Source organism: Variovorax sp. IB41, assembly GCF_016405905.1.
Taxonomy (GTDB): domain Bacteria; phylum Pseudomonadota; class Gammaproteobacteria; order Burkholderiales; family Burkholderiaceae_C; genus Variovorax.
Genome location: NZ_JAEFCB010000001.1, coordinates 869,869 through 891,082 on the forward strand (window position 1 = coordinate 869,869; position 21,214 = coordinate 891,082).

The 21,214-nt window shown below is 68.1% G+C and carries 15 protein-coding genes and 1 pseudogene; 2 read left to right on the forward strand and 14 right to left on the reverse strand.

Annotated features, from left to right (window positions below):
* Nucleotides 1–14: 14 nt before the first annotated feature.
* The 3 genes from nirD to JC881_RS04075 all read right to left on the reverse strand — a co-directional run bounded on the left by nirD (nucleotide 15) and on the right by JC881_RS04075 (nucleotide 4,480).
* Nucleotides 15–356 carry a nitrite reductase small subunit NirD gene (gene nirD / locus JC881_RS04065; RefSeq protein ID WP_198784383.1) on the reverse strand — a complete coding sequence of 114 codons (342 nt, stop codon included), beginning with the start codon at nucleotides 354–356 and terminating at the stop codon, nucleotides 15–17.
* A gap of 24 nt (nucleotides 357–380) precedes the next feature.
* Entirely contained in the window at nucleotides 381–2,909 is a 2,529-nt protein-coding gene (gene nirB / locus JC881_RS04070; RefSeq protein WP_198784384.1) for a nitrite reductase large subunit NirB, read from the reverse strand.
* A gap of 377 nt (nucleotides 2,910–3,286) precedes the next feature.
* Nucleotides 3,287–4,480: an ABC transporter substrate-binding protein gene (locus JC881_RS04075; protein WP_198784385.1), complete on the reverse strand. Its 1,194-nt coding sequence runs from the start codon at nucleotides 4,478–4,480 to the stop codon at nucleotides 3,287–3,289.
* Nucleotides 4,481–4,783: 303 nt separating this feature from the next.
* Between JC881_RS04075 and JC881_RS04080 the strand changes: the two genes are divergently transcribed.
* A complete protein-coding gene (locus JC881_RS04080; protein ID WP_198784386.1) occupies nucleotides 4,784–5,200 on the forward strand; it encodes a MarR family winged helix-turn-helix transcriptional regulator in 417 nt (138 codons plus the stop codon).
* Between the two features lie 37 nt (nucleotides 5,201–5,237).
* On the opposite strand, the gene JC881_RS04085 is transcribed toward JC881_RS04080, so the two are convergent.
* From JC881_RS04085 to JC881_RS04135, 11 genes and pseudogenes are all read right to left on the reverse strand, one after another.
* Nucleotides 5,238–6,131 carry an OmpA family protein gene (locus JC881_RS04085; protein WP_198784387.1) on the reverse strand — a complete coding sequence of 298 codons (894 nt, stop codon included), beginning with the start codon at nucleotides 6,129–6,131 and terminating at the stop codon, nucleotides 5,238–5,240.
* A 31-nt stretch (nucleotides 6,132–6,162) separates the two neighbouring features.
* Entirely contained in the window at nucleotides 6,163–11,100 is a 4,938-nt protein-coding gene (locus JC881_RS04090) for an ESPR-type extended signal peptide-containing protein (protein ID WP_198784388.1), read from the reverse strand.
* Nucleotides 11,101–11,539: 439 nt separating this feature from the next.
* Nucleotides 11,540–11,712 (reverse strand): annotated as a pseudogene (locus JC881_RS04095) (alpha/beta fold hydrolase); the annotation flags it as partial.
* A gap of 139 nt (nucleotides 11,713–11,851) precedes the next feature.
* Nucleotides 11,852–12,526: an SDR family oxidoreductase gene (locus tag JC881_RS04100; protein ID WP_198784389.1), complete on the reverse strand. Its 675-nt coding sequence runs from the start codon at nucleotides 12,524–12,526 to the stop codon at nucleotides 11,852–11,854.
* Between the two features lie 46 nt (nucleotides 12,527–12,572).
* On the reverse strand, nucleotides 12,573–13,574 hold the full coding sequence (locus JC881_RS04105; protein WP_198784390.1) for an NADP-dependent oxidoreductase: 1,002 nt from the start codon (nucleotides 13,572–13,574) through the stop codon (nucleotides 12,573–12,575).
* A 105-nt stretch (nucleotides 13,575–13,679) separates the two neighbouring features.
* Entirely contained in the window at nucleotides 13,680–14,285 is a 606-nt protein-coding gene (locus JC881_RS04110; RefSeq protein WP_198784391.1) for a TetR/AcrR family transcriptional regulator, read from the reverse strand.
* Between the two features lie 47 nt (nucleotides 14,286–14,332).
* Nucleotides 14,333–14,770: a CBS domain-containing protein gene (locus JC881_RS04115; RefSeq protein ID WP_198784392.1), complete on the reverse strand. Its 438-nt coding sequence runs from the start codon at nucleotides 14,768–14,770 to the stop codon at nucleotides 14,333–14,335.
* 46 nt (nucleotides 14,771–14,816) lie between these two features.
* The gene (locus JC881_RS04120) at nucleotides 14,817–15,872 is read right to left on the reverse strand and encodes a 2-oxoacid:ferredoxin oxidoreductase subunit beta (protein ID WP_198784393.1); all 1,056 of its coding nucleotides are present in this window, start codon (nucleotides 15,870–15,872) and stop codon (nucleotides 14,817–14,819) included.
* Nucleotides 15,869–17,770: a 2-oxoacid:acceptor oxidoreductase subunit alpha gene (locus JC881_RS04125; RefSeq protein WP_233101515.1), complete on the reverse strand. Its 1,902-nt coding sequence runs from the start codon at nucleotides 17,768–17,770 to the stop codon at nucleotides 15,869–15,871. The genes JC881_RS04120 and JC881_RS04125 overlap by 4 nt, the downstream gene beginning before the upstream one ends.
* Nucleotides 17,767–19,584, reverse strand: coding sequence for an FAD-dependent oxidoreductase (locus JC881_RS04130; protein ID WP_198784394.1), 1,818 nt, complete (start codon nucleotides 19,582–19,584; stop codon nucleotides 17,767–17,769). The genes JC881_RS04125 and JC881_RS04130 overlap by 4 nt, the downstream gene beginning before the upstream one ends.
* Nucleotides 19,585–19,711: 127 nt before the next feature.
* Complete coding sequence (locus tag JC881_RS04135; RefSeq protein WP_198784395.1) at nucleotides 19,712–20,464, reverse strand: TetR/AcrR family transcriptional regulator; 753 nt, start codon at nucleotides 20,462–20,464, stop codon at nucleotides 19,712–19,714.
* Nucleotides 20,465–20,569: 105 nt separating this feature from the next.
* Here JC881_RS04135 and JC881_RS04140 point away from each other — a divergent pair, with 105 nt between their 5' ends.
* A complete protein-coding gene (locus tag JC881_RS04140; RefSeq protein ID WP_198784396.1) occupies nucleotides 20,570–21,208 on the forward strand; it encodes a CoxG family protein in 639 nt (212 codons plus the stop codon).
* The last annotated feature ends 6 nt before the right edge of the window (nucleotides 21,209–21,214 follow it).

Below are 21,214 nucleotides of genomic sequence, written 5' to 3' on the forward strand. Positions count from 1 at the left end.
CGAAAGTGCGCGGCTCAGCCGAGCGCGACCAGCACGCGGCCTTCATGCACGCGCACCGCATGCGCGCGCACCGAGTACTCGGGCGCTTCGAGGCACTCGCCATTGCGCAGGTCGAAGTGGTTCTTGTAGAGCGGCGAGGCGACGACGATGCGCTCACCCAGGCTGCCCACGAGGCCGCGCGACAGCACGCTGGCGTTGGCCTTCGGGTCCACGTTGTCGATGGCGTAGAAGGCCTGCTCCCGGCCCACGTTGAAGATCGCGACATGCACGCCCTCCACGAGCGCGCAGACGCCGGTGTCGGGGAGGATGTCGGTGGCCGCGCACACGGCGGTCCATTGGAGGGTGTCGGTGGTCATCGGTGTGGTCCTCTCGGTTCGTCGTCAGACGGTTTCGGCATCGGCTTCGGTGCTGCGCTCTTCCGCACGGGCCGGGCGGATCTGGCCGCGCTCCTTCACGAACACGATGTGCTCGTCGGGCTTCTCGCTGTTGACGAAGGAGCGGAAGCGCTGGCGCACGGCAGGGTCGTTCACCGCGGTCTTCCATTCGCACTGGTAGGTGTCGACCACGTTCTGCATCTGCGCTTCGAGTTCGCCCGTGATGCCGAGGGTGTCTTGCAGCAGCACGCCCTTCAGGTAGTCGAGCCCGCCTTCGAGGTTCTCGCGCCAGGTGCTGGTGCGCTGCAGGCGGTCGGCTGTGCGCACGTAGAACATCAGGAAGCGGTCGATCAGCTGGATGAGCTGCGCCTTGGTGAGATCGGAGGCGAAGAGCTCCGCGTGGCGCGGCTTCATGCCGCCGTTGCCGCAGACATAAAGGTTCCAGCCCTTCTCGGTGGCGATGATGCCCACGTCCTTGCCCTGCGCCTCGGCGCATTCGCGGGTGCAGCCCGAGACGCCGAACTTGATCTTGTGCGGCGCGCGCAGGCCCTTGTAGCGGTTCTCCAGTTCCACGGCCAGGCCCACGCTGTCGTCCACGCCGTAGCGGCACCAGGTGGAGCCCACGCAGCTCTTCACCGTGCGCAGCGACTTGCCATAAGCGTGGCCCGACTCGAACCCCGCGGCGATGAGCTCTTCCCAGATCGATGGCAACTGCTCCACGCGCGCGCCGAACATGTCCACGCGGGCGCCGCCGGTCACCTTGGTGTAGAGGCCGTATTTCTTGGCGACCTGCCCTACGGCGATGAGCCCGTCGGGCGTGACCTCGCCGCCGGGCATGCGCGGCACGACCGAGTAGGTGCCGTCTTTCTGGATGTTGCCGAGGAAGTAGTCGTTGCTGTCCTGCAGGCTCGCGAGGTTTTTCTTCAGCACGAACTCGTTCCAGCACGAGGCGAAGATGCTCGCCGCCGTGGGCTTGCAGATGTCGCAGCCCAGGCCCTTGCCGTGTTTGGCCAAGAGGTCGTCGAAGGTGCGGATCTCGCCCACGCGGATGAGGTGGTAGAGCTCCTGGCGCGAGTACGCGAAGTGCTCGCACAGGTGGTTGTTCACGGCCATGCCGCGCTTGGCCATCTCCACCTTCATCACCTGCCCGACCAGCGCCACGCAGCCGCCGCAGGTGGCGCCCGCCTTGGTGCAGGCCTTCATGTCGGCGACGGTGCAGGCGCCCTCGCCCACGGCCGCGCAGATCTGGCCCTTGGTCACGTTGTTGCACGAGCAGATCTGCGCCGTGTCGGGCAGCGCATCGACGCCGAGGCCCGGCCGCGCCTTGCCATCGCTCGAGGGCAGGATCAGGAACTCCGGGTCCGCCGGCAGCGCGATGCCGTTGAGCGCCATCTGCAGCAGCGTGCCGTACTCGGCCGCATCGCCGACCAGCACCGCGCCCAGCAGTTGCTTGCCGTCTTCGCTCACCACGATCTTCTTGTAGATCTGCTTGTGCTCGTTGATGTACTGGTAGGCGCGCGAATGCGGCGTCTTGCCGTGCGCATCGCCGATGCTGGCAACGTCCACGCCCATGAGCTTGAGCTTGGTGCTCATGTCCGCGCCGATGAAGGCGGCGTCCTGCTGTCCGGCGATGTGTCTCGCGGCAACGCGCGCCATGTCGTAGCCGGGCGCGACGAGGCCGAAGGTCTGCTCGTTCCACGAGGCGCATTCGCCGATGGCGTAGACGTCGTGGTCGCTCGTGCGGCAGTGGCTGTCGATCGCCACGCCGCCGCGCGGGCCGATGGCCAGCACCGACTGGCGCGCCAGCTCGTCGCGCGGGCGGATGCCGGCGGAGAACACGATCATGTCGGTCTCCAGGTAGGTGCCGTCGGCGAACACCATGCGGTGGCGCGCGGCGGCGCCGTCGACGATCTCCACGGTGTTGCGGCCCGTGTGCACATGCAGGCCCAGCGCCTCGATGCTGCCGCGCAGCGCGCGGCCGCCGCCCTCGTCGACCTGCACGGCCATGAGGCGCGGCGCGAACTCGACCACGTGCGTCTCCAGGCCCATGTCGCGCAGCGCCTTGGCGCATTCCAGGCCCAGCAGGCCGCCGCCGACCACCACGCCGCTCTTGGAGCGCGCGCCGCAAGCCTTCATCGCCTCGAGGTCTTCGATGGTGCGGTAGACGAAGCAGTTGGCGCGGTCGCGCCCGGGCACGGCCGGAACGAACGGCGAGGAGCCCGTGGCCAGCACCAGCTTGTCGTAGGCCACCACTTCGCCGTCGGCGGTGGTGAGCGTGTTGTTGCGACGCTCGATGGCCACGGCCTTGGCCGCGAGACGCAGCGTGAAGCCGCTGCGCTCGAAGAAGCCGGGCTCCACGAGCGACAAATCTTCGGCGGTCTTGCCCGCGAAGAATTCGGACAGATGCACCCGGTCGTAGGCCGCGCGGGGCTCTTCGCAGAACACCGTGACCTCTGCGCTCGCGACGCCGAGTTCGTGGAGCTGCTCTAGAAACTTGTGGCCCACCATGCCGTGGCCAATGACTGCGATTTTCATGTCGGATCCTGCGTTCGGTGCAGCCGGCCATGCGTCAGTCCGCCGAGAACCCCGTCGGGAAGACGGCAGTCAGGCGAGCCCCCGCAAGGGACGGATGCGAATCGGGTTGGAACGGACGCACTGCCGGCCTTGGTTGAACAAAGCTTGCAGTGCGCTCGGGTCCGCCGTCGTTAGCGGAGGCACTGTGAGTGCCGCGGCGGCGTTGCCGCGGAACAGTGCAAGACCCTGCGCAACATCCGTGCCAGGCGATTCAGCCGAAGGTCGGGTCCCCAGCCCTCAGGTCGCACAAAGATGGCGCCGCCGCGGGCGTGGCGCGCGGCGGCGTGCGCCGTTGTGGCGCATGCGTCGTCCCGTTTGGTGCAGGAAAGCGAAGGCGCTCAGCGCAGGTAGCGCCCGCCCGGCGCCACCATCACCAGCTCGACGAAGTGCGAGCCATGGTGGTTCTCGGGGCTGTAGTCGACCGTGTAGCCGCCGATGTCGGCCATGCGCATGCCCTCCATCGCCGCGACGAGCTTCTGGGGCGTCACGCCCCGGCCCGCGCGCTTCAGGCCCTCCAGCAGCACGGTGATGTTGAGGTAGCCGAAGAAGTGGTCGTAGTCCACCGGCAGGTCCGCGGCCGCCATGGCCGCGTGGTAGTTGCGCGTGAGCGTGCTCGTGGCGCGAAAGGGGTACGGCACGATCTGCGCGACGGCCAGGCCCCGCGCCTCGTCGCCGAGCGCTTCGATGAGCGTGCGCGAATTGGCGATGCTCACGCAGTAGATGGGCGCGGCGATCTTCTGCCGCGCCGCCTTCACGAACGGCACCATCGACGGCCCGAAGGACATGAAGATCAGCGCCCGCGGCTTGGCGGCCGCCAGCGTGGCGACGGCGGCCGCCGCATCGCTGCCGCTGACTTCGAGCGGCACCTTGGCCACGAGCGTCGCGCCCAGCTCCTTGCAGGTTTCCTCGACCACCGGCGCCATGAGCTGGCCGAAGGGGCTGTTCTGGTAGACGAGGCCGATCTCGGCCTGGTGCAGCGTGACGAGGTTGCGCACCATCTGCACCACCTCGTCGCGGTAGCTCGCCATGGTCGTGAAGAAGTACGGGTTGTGCTTGGCGCGCAGCGCGGGCGAGCCGCTGTACACGCCCACGAGCGGCACCTTTTTCTCCACGAGCAGCGGCAGCACCGCGCCCGCGCCGGCCGTGTTGGTGAGGCCGAAGAGCGCGACCACGTCGGGGCGCGCGAGCAGTTCCTTCGCGTTGGACACCGTCTTCTGCGCGTCGTAGGCGTCGTCCAGCGTGACGAGGCTCACGCGCCGGCCCTCGACGCCGCCCTTTTGGTTGAACGCCTCCAGCGCCATCTCCTGGCCGCGCAGCACGGCCCGCAGCGTGGGCGCGAGCGGGCCGCTCAGATGGGCGCTCTGGCCGATGACGATGTCGCCGCCGGGCTTGGTTGCGGTGGAGGCCGTGGTGGCCGTGGTGGCTGCGGTCGTGGCAGCGGAGGCGGGCCGTGCCGCCATGCCGAGGGCCGCACAGGCCATCGAAATGGCCGCTCGCCGCCGGGTGATCGGACGCACCGGTTCCTGGGTCATGAATGTCTCCTCGTTCTTGTTGAAGGCGCCGGATGCTGCGGCCCTTGCGAGGTCTGACAATGTCCTTTGGGCGACAACGCGCCCGAAAAAGTCGGGTGGGTTGCCTACTTTTTCACTAACCCGCCCGCCCGAGTGCTACCAATAGTGAAAACAAAGGGTTGCACCTATTGATCGACCCGGCCGGCTTGTTTTACGGCGCCCCGCGCCTCCTGCACGAACGCTTCGGCAAGCTCTCCAACGCCCTGCGGCCCGCAATTGCGCGCTGCTACATTGCTTGCCGTTCGCACATCACTTGGAAACGCAATGGCCAGCCCACGGGGAAGCATCGACAAGCAGCACTTGGAGGCACTGTCCGATTTCAGGTTCAGGCTGCGCAGCTTTCTGCGCTTCAGCGAAGACGCCGCGCGGGCCGAGGGCATCACGGTGCTGCAGTACCAGCTGATGCTTCACACGCAGGGATTCGCGGGCCGCGAATGGGCCACGGTCAGCGAGATCGCCGAGCGATTGCAGGCGCAGCCGCACGGCGTTGTGGCGCTCGTGTCGCGCTGCGAGGAGGCGGGGCTGGTCAGGCGCAAGCCCAGCAACATCGACCGGCGGCAGGTCGAGGTGCACCTCCTGGCCGCAGGGCGCAAGAAGCTGGAGCGCCTCGCGGTGCTGCACGAAGACCAGGTGGCACAGCTGGCGCAAGTGGTCGCGCTCGCGCGCAGGGGCGGCGCGTAGCGGACCGGAACCCGCGGCCGGCCCGCCGCAGCGGGCGTCAGCGCCCCGCCGACACCTCGATCTCCACGCGGCGGTTCGGCGCCAGGCAATCGATCAGCGCCGCGCGGCTGGTTTGCGCGCACTGCACCTTCGGCTCCGATTCGCCCCTGCCCTGCACCTGCACGCGCTGCGCGGGCACGCCGGCCTGCACAAGGTAGTCGCGCACGGTCTCGGCGCGTGCGAGCGACAGCGCTTGGTTGTAGCTGGCGCTGCCGAGCCGGTCGGTGTGGCCCGTCACGCGCACCGCATCCACCGGTTGCGCGCTGGCCTTGATATCGCTGGCCAGCGCATCGAGCTTGCGGCGGCCTTCGGGCAGCAGGTCGGCCAGCGAGCGGCCGTCGAAGCGAAAGAGCCCGTCGGCGCCGAGCGTCGTCGTCTTCGCGGGCGAGGACTGAATGACCGCGGCAGGCCTCGCGGCCACGGGCGCCGGCTTCAGCAAATCGGCGCAGCCCGGCCCCTTCCAGTACATGCCATTGGTCAGCACGTCCGCGTTGTAGCGGACCATGTACTGGCAGGTGATGTACGCCGGCCCCGCGCCGGTGCGGAAGTGAAAGATGTAGTTCCACTCGCGCACGCCGGCCAGCCCTTCGCTGAAGTGCGGATAGCCCAGCAGCCCGCGCACCTGGTCCTTGCCCATGCCGGTGTGCATGGCGCGCAGCGCCTCGATGCTGGGGAAGGCGCCCTGCTGCCACTTGGCCGAATCGAGCGCGGGAAAGTCCGCGTCCTTCGGCGGCGCCGGGTTCTCCGCGGCGGCGCGGGCCTGCATCTCGGGGGTGATGGTGTAGCTCGCGCAGCCGGCGGCCAGCAGCGCGGCGAGGCAGAGCGTGGCGAGCGAGGTTGCGCGGATCGCGTGGATCGCCAAAGAGGTCCTGGCTTGGGAATGCTTGTTCATGGTGAGTTCGTCCAGTTCTTCTCGATGGCGATCAGTTGAAGACCCATTCCGCGCCGACGGTCGCACCGACGCCCGCGCGGCTGGTGGCCACGCCGCCGGTGATGCTCCAGGCGTTGTTCTCGGCGGTGCGCCGGAAACTCACGCCCACCGCGCTCTCGCCCTTGAACGAACCCGCGCCGATGCGCATCACCGTCTTGCCGGGCACGTAGCTGCCGGGCATCTGCAGCGCCATGGCCGCGGCCACGCCGGCATAGGCGTTCTTCTCGACGCCGTCGATGCGGTCGTTCACCGCGTTGATGCGGTTGTTCAGGCCCCCGCCCAGCGCGTTCAGCTGGTTGACGTTGACCGCATCGGTGCCCGCCACGCCCGGCGCCACGTTGTGCACCGTGACCGGGCCGGTGGCGTTGCTGCCGCCCATGCTCACGCTGTTGTAGTTGACCGAGCCGTCGGCGTTGCTGTCGTACTTGACCGTGGACTGGTCGATCGCCGCGACCGTGCCCTGCACGCCGCGCAGCTGCGACACGTTGACCGCGTCGCTGTCGGCCGTGCCCGCGGCCACGCCGGTGATCTGGCGGAACTGCCCGCTCGCCGCATTGCCCACCGAGACGGCCGCCAGCGTGCTGGTGGTCGCGCCGATGGCGATGCGTTGCGCGTCGGTGGCCGTGGGCGGCACGTAGCCCGCAACGCCCGCGGCCGTCGATGCGACCGCGCCCGCGCCGAGGGCCACGCCACCCGCCTGCGTCACGCTGCTGCCCGCGCCAAGCGCCACGCCCTGCACGCCGGCCGCCGAGGCGCCCGTGCCCATCGCGATCGAATCGGCCAGGTGCGAGGTGGCGCCCTGCCCGATCGCGATGCCGCCCGGCGCGCTTTGCTGCACCACGGCGCCGTTGCCGATGCCCACGCCGTTGTTGCCGTTCACAACTGTCTGCGGCCCGACCGCCACCGACTCCGCGCCGACCGCGAGCGAATCGGCCGCCGCCGAGTTGGCGTGGAAGTACTTGATCGGCGTGACCGCGAAGGACTGCAGCGCGCCGCTCAGCTGCCGCACCGTGACCGCGTCCTGCGCCTGCGTGCCGTCGGCCACATTGGTGATCTGGCGGTAGGTGGTGGCGCTGCCCACCGAGAGCGCGCCCAGCAGCGTGCGGTCGGTCGTGTTGAACGGGATCAGCGCGCTGCCCGCGGGAATGTTGCCGGTGCTGCCCGCGATCGCGCGGTCGGAGACCGCGCCCGCGCCGATCGCCACGCCGCCATCGACGGTGGCGCTCGCGTCCTTGCCCGACGCGATGGCGTCCGCGCCGGTTGCGCCCAGGTTGTCTTCGTTGCCGCCGCCCTTGGAGTTGACGCTGTAGTAGCGGTTCTTGTTCGCCGTGACCGTGCTGCTCAGGTTCTCGATCGACTGGTTGGTGGCAAAGAGCTGCGAGCCGTTGATGGCATCGGTCGAGGTGCCCGAGATGCGCCCGGCCGCCACGTTGGTGATCGTGCGTTCGTTGCCGGCCGTGCCGACGCTGACCGTGCCCACCGGTGCGACGCCCTGGAAGTTGTAGACCTTGCCGTCGATCGTCGTGCTGGCGGTTCCCACTGCCGTGTCGGTGACCGAGCCCGCGCCCAGCGCCACGCTGTTGGCCGTGCCGGCCGTGGCGCCCAGGCCCATCGCCACGCTCGAGGTGCCCGCGGCCGTCGCGTTCTTGCCCGAGGCGATCGCATCGGTGCCGGTGGCGCCGTCGTTCAGTTCGTTGCCGCCGCCCACCGAGTTGACTTGGTAGTACTTGGTCTTGCTGCCGGCCACCGTGGTGTTCAGCTGGTTGATGTTCACTGCATCGGTGCCTGCGACGCCGGGTGCCACATTGGTGATCTGCGTGCCGCCGGCATTGATGCCGGTGTTGGTCACGCTCGGGCCGCCGACGATCGTGAGGCCGTTGTTGTCGATCTTGGTGTTGCCCGTGGTCACCGAGTTGAAGACCGGGTCCGCCGACACATCGACGCGGATCTGGTTGCCCGTGCGCGTGACCGTGGTGTTGCTGCCGTTGGCGAAGTCCGCCGTGCCGCCCGGCGCGATGTTCTGCGGCGCGCCGCCGTTGGCGCTCAGGTTCCAGCCCTTGGCGACCGTGCCCGCCACATCGGTGATCGCCGAGTTGGTGGCAAAGAGCTGCGAGCCGTTGATCGCGTCGGTCGAGGTGCCCGAGATGCGCCCGGCCGCCACGTTGGTGATGGTGCGCTCGTTGCCGGCCGAGCCGATGCTGACCGTGCCCACAGGCACCGCGCCCTGGAAGTTGTGGACCGTGCCGTTGATCGTGGTGCTCGCCGTTCCCACTGCGGTATCGGTCACCGAGCCCGCGCCCAGCGCCACGCTGTTGGCCGTGCCGGCCGTGGCGCCCAGGCCCATCGCCACGCTCGAGGTGCCCGCGGCGGTCGCGTTCTTGCCCGAGGCGATGGCGTCGGTGCCGGTGGCGCCGTCGTTCAGTTCGTTGCCGCCGCCCTTGGAGTTGACCTGGTAGTACTTGGTCTTGCTGCCGGCCACCGTGGTGGTCAGCTGGTCGATGTTCACCGCATCGGTGCCGGCCACGCCGGGCGCCACATTGGTGATCTTCGTGCCGCCGGCATTGATGCCGGTGTTGGTCACGCTCGGGCCGCCGACGATCGTCAAGCCGTTGTTGTCGATCTTCGTGTTGCCCGTGGTCACGGAGGTGAACACCGGATTGGCGGACACGTCGACCCGGATCTGGTTGCCCGTGCGCGTGACCGTGGTGTTGCTGCCGTCGGCAAAGTCTGCCGTGCCGCCCGGCGCGATGTTCTGCGGCGCGCCGCCGTTGGCGCTCAGGTTCCAGCCCTTGTTCGCGGTCGCGGCCACGTCGTCGACGGCCGAGTTGGTGGCGGCGAGCTGCGAGCCGTTGATGGCGTCGGTCGAGGTGCCCGAGATGCGCCCGGCCGCCACGTTGGTGACGGTGCGCTCGCCGCCGCCCGCGCCCACGCTCACAGTGCTCGTCGGCGCGATGCCCTGGAAGTTGTAGAGCTTGCCGTTGATCGTCGCGCTCGGCGTGCCGACCGCCGTGGCCGTCACCGAGCCCGAGCCCAGCGCCACGTCGTTCTTGTTGGTGGCCACCGCCGTGTCGCCGAACGCGACCGCGCCCGCGGCCAGCGCCTTGCTGGTGCTGCCGATCGCAACGCTGCCCTGGCCGACCACGGTGTTCTGGTAGCCGATGCCCACCGCGCCTTGCGCCGGCGTGCCGGGCACGCTCACGTCCTGCCCGCCGCCGCCGACCTTGTTGGTGTTGCCCATGGCCACCGAGCCGTCGCCGGTGGCGGTGTTGTCCAGGCCGTTGGCGATGGCGCCGTTGCCGGTGGCGGTGTTCGGATCGCCGATGGCCACCGCGCCGTTGCCGTTCGCGACGTTGCCCGAACCGATGGCCACCGCCTTGCCGCCGGTGGCCGTGGAGCCGTTGCCGATGGCGACGGCATCGGCCGAATTGGCGACGGTGTTGTTGCCCATCGCGATCGCATTGAGCGCCGAGGCCTTGGCGCTCGCGCCGATGGCCACGGCCTGGTCGGCGGAGGCGCTCGCGAGCGCGCCCACGGCGGTGGCGTTCTGGCCGGCCGCGGCGGTGCCGAACCCGAGCGCGGTGGCACGGGTGAGCGTTGCCGCGGCGTTGTTGCCGACCGCGACGGCGCCGTCGGTCGCGGCATTGGCGCCCGAGCCCGCCGCCACGGCGCCCACGCCGGACGAGAGGGCCTGATTGCCCAAGGCGACCGCGAAATCCGCAGACGCATTGGCCAGGTTGCCGAACGCTGCCGAGCTGATGCCCGATGCGTTGGACAGCGTACCGACGGCCACCGCATCGGTGTTGCCGGCGTTGGAACCCCAGCCGCCGGCGAAGGCGCGCGCGGCGCTGGCCGTCGAGCTCACGCCGACCGCGGTGGAGTTGCCTCCCGTGGCCTTGGACAAGGTGCCCAGCGCACTGGCGCCGGCCGAGGTCGCCGTGGCGGTCGCGCCGAGCGCGACCGCGTTGGTGTTGCTTGCCACCGTGCCGGTGCCCAGGGCCATCGCAGAGGTGTCAGAGGCCGCCGCGTTCGGGCCGACAGCCACCGAGCTGGCTCCGGTCGCCTTGCTCTGGAAGCCCACGGCCGTCGCATTGCCGTTGGACGCGGTCACGTCCGTGCCGATGGCGATGGCGCCTACCCCCGTGGCCCCCGTTCCCGCAGCGGTGCGCGAGCCGATGTAGACCGAATTCAATTGGCTCGCCACCGACTGGAAGCCGACCGCAATGGCATTCTGGGCGCTCGCGGCCGCCGAATTGCCTTGCGCCACGGCGTCCAGATCGGATGCATTGGCCTTGTAGCCCATGGCGAGGCTGCGCAACCCGGTCGCCCTCGCGGTGGAGCCGACGGCCGTCGCGTTGTCTTGATTGGCGAGCGCAAAACTGCCGGCGGCGATGCTGTTGCCGCCGCTGGCGGTCACGTCGGTGCCGATGCCGATGGAGCCCCCGCCCAATGCGCCCGTCGTGGGGCCTGTCCGCGCGCCCAGGTAGATCGAATTGGCGGCCGCGGAATACGCCTGGAAGCCCAGGGAGATGGAATTCTGCGCGGCGCTGTGGGCGTTGTAGCCGACCGCCAGGCCGCCGAGAACGTCGCTGGCTGCGAGCGAGCCCAGTGCGGTGGCGCCGATCCCCGAGGCCCGCGACTGGAAGCCCATGCACGACGCGGTGCCGTTGTATGCGTTGTACGGCGGCCCGCTGCAATCGACCGCCTGCGCCTGCGCGAGCGAAGACCACCCCAGACCGCTCATCGCCACCAGCGCCGCCGCAAGGCCCGCCAGCAGCCCGCCCGCCGGTCGCGGACGCGCGACGCACATGCTTGGCGCCGCGCCCAGCGCCACGTGGCTGCCGCCGGGTTTTCCGCGAGCGTGGGAAACCTCCGAGGCCGCCACCCAGGCACCGAGGGATTCATTCCAGAGAGAGCGATAAGTTCGATTCATGACCTGTCCATCCGTTTTGAAGAATCGTTGAATGGCGCAATGCCATTTCGCTCCCTGTGCAATTTATTTGAATTGTTTTATCAATTGATCTTAGGAAATGGATGGAATGTTGCAACTGGCAACGTTGCATTTTGGAGTCATTGAGTAGAATTGATTTATATTTTTTATCGATCTATGATTATGAATAGTAATATGAAGTTACTAATGAATAGAACGCTTACCACGTCTTTTTTCGAGGATCAATGTAGTTATATTTATTAATCATCATTCGGGTATCGAAGGATGCTGAAACGGGTATGCCTCATTGGCGGCAACCGCTCGTCGACCACTTGACGAAAACTTGTCAATCGTCCAAATCAATTCAATAGATATTTGAAATCGGCCGGCATGCGCGCAATTCGACGTGGCGGATGAAGCTAATTCTTATTTGGCAGAAAAATCAACGCGCCAGGAAGACCAGCGCCCTGGGCACGAAATCGGCGTGGAATTGAAATACCGCGCCGTGCCCCGAGTCCGGGTAAATGACCAACTCGCCGTTCGGCAGGCGCCGGGCCAATTCACGCGTATTGCTGCTGGGCACCATGCGGTCGCTGTCCCATTGGCCACCAGCACCCATCCCGGCCCATCGAGGAGCCGAAGAGATCGACCGGCGGTCCGGCGTTCCGCGCCCCGAGTTCGCGTCAGACGAGCCGCGCGCCGCCCGCGGTGACCGTGCGCGTCGGAACGTTCCAGGTCGCGGGCGGCTCGCGCTTCATGCCGCGAGGCTCCGTTTGATTTGCTGGGTGATCTCGTCGGCCAGCACTTCGCTCAGGCCCGCTTGGAGCCCGTCGAGCGCGCGGCCGACGATGTCTTCGGGGCTGGACTTGGGCACCTCGAAGCCGCGCGTAAGGTCGGTATCGACGTAGCCCACGTGCAGCCCCAGCACCTGCGTCTTCTGCGGCGCGAGTTCGCTGCGCAGCGCGTTGGTGAGCGACCAGGCGGCGGACTTGCTCGCCGAGTACGCGGCCAGATCGCCGCCGTTCATCCACGAGGCGACCGACAGCACATTGAGCAATGCGCCGCCGCCGTTGGCCGCGAGCACCGGCGCGAAGGCCTTGCTCACGCGAAGCACGCCGAAGAAGTTGGTCTCGAAGATGCGCCGCGCAACCTCTTCGCTGTCCGGCGCCAGGAAGCCGCCGGCTTGCGCGATGCCCGCGTTGTTGATCACGAGCGTGACATCCGAGGCCAGCGCCGCCGCGGCGGCCACCTCCTCGGGCTTGGTGACGTCCAGCCGCAGCGGTTGAACACCGGCTTGCGTGATGGTGGCCGGGTCGCGCGCGGCCGCGTAGACCTTGCGGGCACCGCGTGCGAGCAGTTCGCGCGTGAATACCAGGCCGATGCCGCGATTGGCGCCCGTGACGAGGACGACGGCGTTTTCGATGTTCATGGGAATGCTCCAGGTTTGCAGGATTGCGGGGTTGAAAAAAACAGCTTCACTTGACCTTGACGACGACCTTGCCCTTGGCACGGCCGCCTTCGACATAGGCCAGCGCCTCGTTGGTCGAATCGAATGGAAAGACGCGATCGATCACGGGGCGGATGGCGCCGGACTCGATGAGCCGGGTGATCTCGCGCAGTTGGTCGCCGCTCGCCCTCATGAAGAGAAACGAATAGCCGATGCCGCGTGCGCGCGCCCTTCGCCGGATGCCCGCGCTCAGCAACCGCATGACCAGCCCGACGAACGCGGACGCCGCGATGCGCTTGGCGAATTCGGGGTCGGGCGGGCCGGAGATGGAGATGAGTTTTCCGCCGCGCTTGAGCACGCGCAGGGACTTCGCGAGCGTCTTGCCGTCCTGGCTGTTCAGCACCACGTCGCAGTTGCTCAGCAGGTCTTCGAAGTCCTGCGTGCGGTAGTCCACGACCACGTCCGCGCCCAGGCTCTTGGCGAACGCGACGTTGCCGGTGCCGGTGGTCGTGGCGACGGTGGCGCCCAGATGCCGCGCCAGTTGGATCGCAAAGCTTCCCACGCCGCCGGAGCCGGCCTGGATGAAGACCTGCTGCCCCTTCTTCAGCCCGGCCTTCTCGACCAGCGCCTGCCACGCGGTCAAGCCGACCAGGGGGATGGAGGCGGCCTCCTCCATCGTGAGGTTCCTGGGCTTGAGCGCGAGCGAGGCTTCCTTCACGGGCACGAACTGCGCGAAGGTGCCGATGCGGAAATCGTCGACCCGCGCATAGACCTCGTCGCCCGGCTTGAACTGCTGCACCTGAGGGCCCGTCTTGACGACGACGCCCGCGACGTCGTGCCCCAGCACGAGCGGCAGGCGGTACGGCAGGATGAGCTTGAACTCGCCGTCGCGGATCTTGGCGTCCAGCAGGTTCACGCCCGCGGCGTGGACCTCGACCAGCACCTCGTCGTCGCGCAGGGTGGGCATCGGCACGTCCGCCGACCGCAGCGCGCCCTTCTTGCCATATCGATCGAGAACGAATGCCTTCATGGTGTTTCCTTGTTGCGGAGCGGTTCACAAAACTCAAAAATCCGAATTGGCATGATGATCGTCATATTAAAAGACAAGCGAAAGGCCGACGTCCTTCCGATGGAATCAGGCGTCGGCGGGGAGCAGTTGGTTCAGCGCGGTTTCCCGCAGGCGGTCCGCGAGGCCGGGCTCGTCGACCGCGCGCGCCAGCATCAAGGCGCCGACCATGGTGGCGATGGCCACGAGCGCCTGTTCGTGCGCGCTGGGCTGGCCCCAGTCGGGCGACTGGCGGGCGACAAGATCCACCATCGCCTTGACGTGCCGCGTGGTCGTGCGGCGCACTTCGGGCGTCTGGCGCGGCGTTTCCGAGCCCAGCGCGGCCAATGGGCAGCCGATGTCCGCATGCGCCTGATGCTCCTTCGAGAGATAGGCGCGCAGCATGCGCTCCAGGGCCTTGCCGTCGGGCGCGCTGGCCACGGCATCGGCCGCGGCGGCGGCGGATTCCGCGCAAGCGCGGCCCGCAGCTTCGGCCAGCATGGCTTCGCGCGAGGGAAAGTGCGCATAGAAGGCGCCGTGCGTGAGGCCCGCCTCCTTCATGATGTCGGCCACGCCGGTGCCGTCGTAGCCGCTGCGGCGGATGGCCCGCGCGGCCACGGCCACGATGCGTTCGTGCGACGCCTCCTTGGCGGCGGTCCTGGCATTGATTTTTGCGTTTGGCATGACGCGCATCATATTAGATTTGCGTGAGATGCGCAACGCCCGCCGGCGCCCCTGCCCCGTCAACCCAGGGCGTCGTTCACCTGCTCGTTGAATTCGGTCTGGTTGAGCGCCGCGCCGACTTCCCGCGGCAGCGCATCGCGCACCGAGAACACGCCCAGGATCTTCGCGCCCGACACCAGCGGCAGATGGCGAAAGCCGCGCTCGAGCATCAGCACCACGGCATCGGACACCAATGTCTCCGGCGGCACGCAGATCGGGTTGGGCGTCATCACCTCGCGCACCGGCGTGCGGTCGGGGTCAAGCCCCTTGGCGAGCACGCGGGTCATGAGGTCGCGCTCGGTGAGGATGCCCAGCAGCGTGTCGGGCAACTCCATGACGAGCACGCTGCCGCAGTTGGCCCGGGTCATCACGCAGGCGGCATCGCGCACGCTGGCCTGGGGGCCCAGACTGATGACGTGCTTGCGCGTGACGGATTGGAAAACAGTGCGCTCGGCCATGGTGCACCCTCCAGAAAGTCAGGTCGATCGGGCCGCCCGCGCGGTGTCAGCGCAAGGAGGCGTTCAGCTTTTCGAGTGCGCCCGCGCCGGGGCAGAGCGCCTCGGCCTCCAGCGTGTTGAGCGGGCGGTCGCAGGTGTTGAGCGCCGTGTGCAGGTCGGTGGCGAGCGGGTCGACGTAGAGCAGCCCCGTCACCACCTCGCCCATTTCGTGATGACGCTGCATGTAGGCCATCGCGGCGTAGCGGTCGCCGGGGTTGTAGTCGGGGTGCAGGCTGCGCAGCCGCAGCAGCGTGCCGTCGTGCTGGCGCACGTCCATCACTTCGCCCGGGCCGATGTCGGCGGTGATTTCCTCGCGCCCGCTGATGAAGTCGATGCGGCTCACCGCCTCGTTGTGCTCGCGCACATAGTCGTAGCTCTTGGTGCTGCCGGGGTGGTTGTTGAAGGCGACGCAGGGGCTGATGACGTCGATGAAGGCCGAGCCGCCGTGGCTGATCGCGCCCTTGATGAGCGGCACCAGCTGCGCCTTGTTGCCCGAGAAGCCGCGCCCCACGTAGCTCGCGCCCAGCTGCAGCGCGAGGGCCACCAAGTCCACCGGGCTGTCGGTGTTGACCACGCCCTTCTTGCTCTTGGAGCCCTGGTCGGCCGTGGCCGAAAACTGGCCCTTGGTGAGGCCGTAGACGCCGTTGTTCTCCACGATGTAGGCCATGCGCACGCCGCGCCGCATCGCGTGCGCGAATTGGCCGAGGCCGATGGAGGCCGAATCGCCATCGCCAGAGACGCCCAGGTACAGCAGGTCGCGGTTGGCCAGGTTGGCGCCGGTCAGCACGCTGGGCATGCGGCCGTGCACGGTGTTGAAGCCGTGCGAGGCGCCGAGAAAGTAGTCGGGCGTCTTGGAGCTGCAGCCGATGCCCGAGAGCTTGGCCACGCGGTGCGGCTCGATGTCCAGTTCCCAGCAGGCCTCGATGATGGCGGCGGAAATCGAGTCGTGGCCGCAGCCCGCGCAGAGCGTTGAGATCTTGCCCTCGTAGTCGCGCCGCTTGTAGCCGACCTTGTTGGTGGCGAGCGTGGGGTGGTGCAGCCGGGGCTTGGCCAGATAGGTCATGCGGACTCCTTCGGGGTGGCTACAAGCGCCGCCGTCTTTCGCACATGCGCGGCGATCGCCTGGCCGATGAAGCGCGCCGTGATCGGCGTGCCGTCGAAGTGCAGCACGCGCACAAGCCGCGCCGGATCGAACTCCAGCTCGTTCACGAGCAGGCTGCGCATCTGCGCATCGCGGTTCTGCTCGACCACGAACACCTGCCGGTGGTCGGCGAGGAACTGCGCGACGCTCTCCGGAAACGGAAACGCGCGCAGCCGCATCGCATCGAGGTGGATGCCCTCTTCTTCCAGCGCGTCGAGCGCCTCGTGCATCGAGGGACTGGTCGAGCCGAAATAGATCACGCCCAAATCGGTCTTCTCAGCCGCGGGCCGCAGCACCGGCTGGGGCACCATCGTGGCCGCGGTCGCGAACTTCTTGAGCAACCGCTCGACGTTGTAGATGTAGTCCGGCCCGCGCTCCGAATACCGCGCATAGGCATCGCGCGTGGTGCCGCGCGTGAAGTAGCTGCCCTTGCTCGGGTGCGTGCCCGGCAGCGTGCGCCAGGGAATGCCGTCGCCGTCCACGTCCTTGTAGCGGCCGAAGTCGCGGCCCGCCTCCAGCTCTTCGGCGGTCATGACCTTGCCGCGGTCGTAGGCCTTGGCGTCGTCCCATGCGAAGGGCTCGCACAGGCGCTGGTTCATGCCGATGTCCAGGTCGGTCATGAGGAACACGGGCGTCTGCAGGCGGTCGGCCAGGTCCAGCGCGGCGGCCGCATGCTCGAAGCACTCGTGCGGGTCCTCGGGGAACAGCAGCACGTGCTTGGTGTCGCCATGCGAGGCGTAGGCGCACGAGAGGATGTCGGCCTGCTGCGTGCGCGTCGGCATGCCCGTCGAGGGCCCGCCGCGCTGCACGTTGATGAGCGTGACCGGAATCTCCGCGAAGTACGCCAGGCCGATGAACTCGGTCATCAGCGAAATGCCCGGCCCTGAGGTCGGCGTGAAGGCGCGCGCGCCGTTCCATCCGGCGCCCACCACCATGCCGATGGAGGCGAGTTCGTCCTCGGCCTGCACGATGGCGAAGCGGTGCTGGCCGGTGGCCGGGTCCACGCGGAACTTGGTGCAGTACTTCTGGAACGCCTCGGCCACCGACGACGAAGGCGTGATCGGGTACCAGGCCGCGACCGTCGCGCCGCCGTACACGCAGCCCAGGGCCGCCGCGCTGTTGCCGTCCACGAAGATGCGGTGGCCCACGCGGTCGGCGCGCCGCACCTTGATGCCCAGCGGTTCGCGCAGGTTCTCGCGCGCGAAATCGCAACCCAGGTGCAGCGCCTGCACGTTCGACGCGAGCAGTTTTTCCTTGCCCTTGTACTGCTCGCCGAAGAGCTTCTCGACCACCTCGGGCTCGATGCCCAGGAGGATGGCCAGCGCACCGACGTACACGATGTTCTTGAAGAGCTGCCGCTGGCGCGGGTCTTGATAGACCGCGTTGCAGATCTCTGTGAGCGGCATGCCGATCACGCGGATGTCGGTGCGGAACTTCGAGGGCGGCAGCGGCCGCGTGCTGTCGTAGAAGAGGTAGCCGCCGGGTTCCAGCTCGGCCAGGTCGGCGTCCCAGGTCTGCGGGTTCATCGCCACCATCATGTCGGTGCCGCCGCGCCGCCCGAGGTGCCCCGCCTCGGTCACGCGCACCTCGTACCAGGTCGGCAGGCCCTGGATGTTGCTCGGGAAGATGTTGCGCGGGCTCACCGGCACGCCCATGCGCAGGATCGCCTTGGCGAAGAGTTCGTTGGCCGAGGCCGAGCCCGAGCCGTTGACATTCGCGAACTTGATGACGAAGTCGTTGATGCCTTCGATCTGCGGGATGAGACTCGGCGCGCTCGCCGAGGAAGCCTTCGCGCCTTCGGGCGGTCGCACGGCGCTCATGCCGCCACCTCCTGCCCCTGCCCTTGCCCTTGCCCCGCCGGCGTCATCTTCAGCAGGAACTTCTGCATGTCCCACGCGCCTGTCGGGCAGCGCTCGGCGCACAGGCCGCAGTGCAGGCAGACGTCTTCGTCCTTCACCATCACGCGGCCCGTCTTGAGGCCGCCCGACACGTACAGGTCTTGCGTGAGGTTCAGCGCCGGCGCCTTCAGGCGGGTGCGCAGCTCGGCCTCCTCGCCGTTGGCGGTGAAGCTGATGCAGTCCATCGGGCAGATGTCCACGCAGGCGTCGCACTCGATGCAGGCGGGTTCGGTGAACACCGTCTGCACGTCGCAGTTGAGGCACCGCTCGGCCTCCTTGAAGGCGGTGGCGGCATCGAAGCCCAGCTCCACCTCCACGCGGATGCTCGCGAGCGCCGTCTCGGCCTGCGCCCACGGCACCTTGTAGCGCAGGTCGTTGGAGGTGTCGTTGTCGTAGCTCCACTCGTGGATGCCCATCTTCTGCGACACGAGGTTGGTCATCGGCGCGGGGCGCACGTACACGGGCTCCGCGCGCAGCAGCTTGTCGATCGACACAGCCGCCTCATGGCCGTGCGCCACGGCCGTGATGATGTTCTTGGGACCGAAGGCCGCATCGCCGCCGAAGAACACGTTGGGCACCGTCGACTGGAAGGTGTTCTTGTCGAGCGTCGGCAGGCCCCACTTGTCGAAGGCGATGCCGCTGTCGCGCTCGATCCATGGGAAGGCGTTTTCCTGTCCCACCGCGACCAGCACCTCGTCGCACTCGAAGAAAGCGTCGGGCTCGCCGGTGGGCACCAGCGTGCGGTGGCCCTTGTCGTCGTACTCGGCGCGGACCACCTCGAAGCTCATGCCCTTCAATTGCCCCTGGTCGTGCACGAAGGCCTTGGGCACGTGGAAGTTGATGATCGGAATGCCCTCGTGCTGCGCGTCTTCCTTCTCCCAGGGCGAGGCCTTCATTTCGTCGAAGCCGCTGCGCACGATGACCTTCACATCGGTGCCGCCCAGGCGCCGCGCCGAGCGGCAGCAGTCCATGGCGGTGTTGCCGCCGCCCAGCACGATCACGCGCCGGCCGATGCTGCTCACATGGCCGAAGGACACGGAGTTGAGCCAGTCGATGCCGATGTGGATGCTGGCCGCCGCGTCCTTGCGGCCCGGCACATCGAGGTCGCGCCCGCGCGGTGCGCCGCAGCCGATGAAGATCGCGTCCCACCCCTGCGCGATCAGCGCCTTCATCGAATCGATGCGCTCGCCGCCGCGGAATTCGACGCCCAGGTCCAGCACGTAGCCGGTCTCCTCGTCGATCACCGATTCAGGCAGCCGAAAGCGTGGAATCTGCGTGCGGATGAAGCCGCCGGCCTTGGCCTCGGCGTCGAACACCGTCACCTCGTAGCCCAGCGGCGCGAGGTCGCGCGCCACGGTCAGCGAGGCCGGCCCCGCGCCCACGCAGGCCACGCGCTTGCCGTTCTTCGCCGCGCTCTTGGGCATGCGCGCGCGCACGTCTTCCTTCATGTCGGCGGCCACGCGCTTCAAGCGGCAGATGGCCACCGGCTCGGGCATCTTCGCGTTGCTCTCCTCCACCCGCCCGCGCCGGCAGGCCGGCTCGCAGGGCCGGTCGCAGGTGCGCCCCAGGATGCCCGGGAAGACGTTGGAGGCCCAGTTGATCATGTACGCGTCGCCGTAGCGGCGCTGCGCGATCATGCGGATGTACTCGGGGACGGGCGTGTGCGCCGGACAGGCGTACTGGCAATCGACGACCTTGTGGAAATAGGCCGGGTTGGCAATGTCGGTTCGCTGCAATGCGTGTCTCCTGACAGTCGCCCTGGCCCCGAAGGGGCCGTCATGTGGGTTTGGCGCAGTATGCGCCGCACTGGCGGCTGCACCACCTTGGTGAAATCCCGCAGCCAGCGCGCCCCGGCGGGAACCGTCAGGCGGGTTTTGCGCCCCGGGATGAATGCTTTTTCGCGCCCGCCCGCGCAAAGACCGACGGCGCCGCCAGCAGGAACCCGCGCACCCGGTCGGCCAGCACCGCGTCCAGGTCCGTGGGCATCGGCTGCCCGTAGATCCAGCGCCGGAGGCCGATGTAGAAGATGCCGCCGTGCATGCCCCACATCAGCTCGAGCTCGCGCTCGGTGGGCTTGTCGCGGTTGGAGATGCCCAGCTCGTGGCGCACCTCGCGCCAGATGTGCGGAAAGAGCCGCTCCTTGAGCAGCTGCATGTACTGGTCGGGCACATAGCCGTCCGAGAGGCCCGAGAACACCAGGATGCGCACCCACTCCTTGGTGAGGATGGCGTGCGCGTAGTCGATGTAGAAGCGCACGAGCCGGTCTTCCAGCGGCTGCGAGCGGTCTTCGATCCACGCCTCCCATTCGTTGCGCCAGCGCCCGAGATAGACCTCCTCGTACACCCGCTCGATGAGCGCGCGCTTGTTCGGAAAGTAGTGATAGAGCAAGGGGTGCGTGATGCCGATCTGCTGGGCGAGCTCGCGCGTCTGGCCATCCAGGCCGCGCTCGGAGAAGAACGCGATCGCGCCGTCCAGGATCTGCCGCTCCCGGTTCTCGGTCGAGAGCCGCTGGCGCAGCGGCTTGGCGGCCACCGCGATCTTCGTGTCCCCGGCTCTCTTGCGACGGCCCCCGGCCGTGCGCGGGCCGGTGTCGTCTTCTGGTGGCAGTTCTTTCATGGATGCCTTGTTGGTTTGAGCAGTCGCTAATTTACCTCATGGTAAGTACCGATGATCTTATTGACCAAACGTTAAACACTAGCACCAACAAAGACGGAGACACGGATGGAACTGCAAGGCGAACAGTGGGTGCAGGCTTCTCGCGAAGCGGTCTGGCGCGCGCTCAACGACCCCCTCGTGCTCGCCAAGTGCGTTCCCGGGTGCGAGGAAATGCGCCGCGTGAGCGAGACCGAGATCGAGGCGCGCCTGCTCGCCAAGATCGGCCCGGTGCGCGCGCACTTCAGTGGCCGCATCCAGATGCACGACGTGGTGGCGCCCGAGCGCTGCCGCATCGCCTTCGAGGGCAGCGGCGGCGCGGCCGGCATGGCCAAGGGCGAATCGAAGGTCACGCTGACCGAAGACAACGGCGGCACGCGCCTGTCGTACACGGCCGAAGCGGCGGTCGGCGGCAAGCTCGGGCAGATCGGCGGGCGCCTCATCAATGCATCGGCGCGGAAGATGGCCGACGAGTTTTTCCAGGCGCTCAACGCGCAGCTGGCGCCGAGCGCACCGCCCGCCCCCGCGGCCTCTGCAACGCCAGCGAACGACGCGGTTGCGACCGCAGCTCCGGCACGCGCGGCAGCGCCCGCCGTCGCGCCCTCTCCTGCCGGCGGCCCCGTCTGGGCCAACGAGTTCCAGCGCATCCTCTGGCTCGCGATCGGCATCGGCGTCGGCTGGCTCGCCTGCCGCGCCTTCTCCTTCTGAGCGACG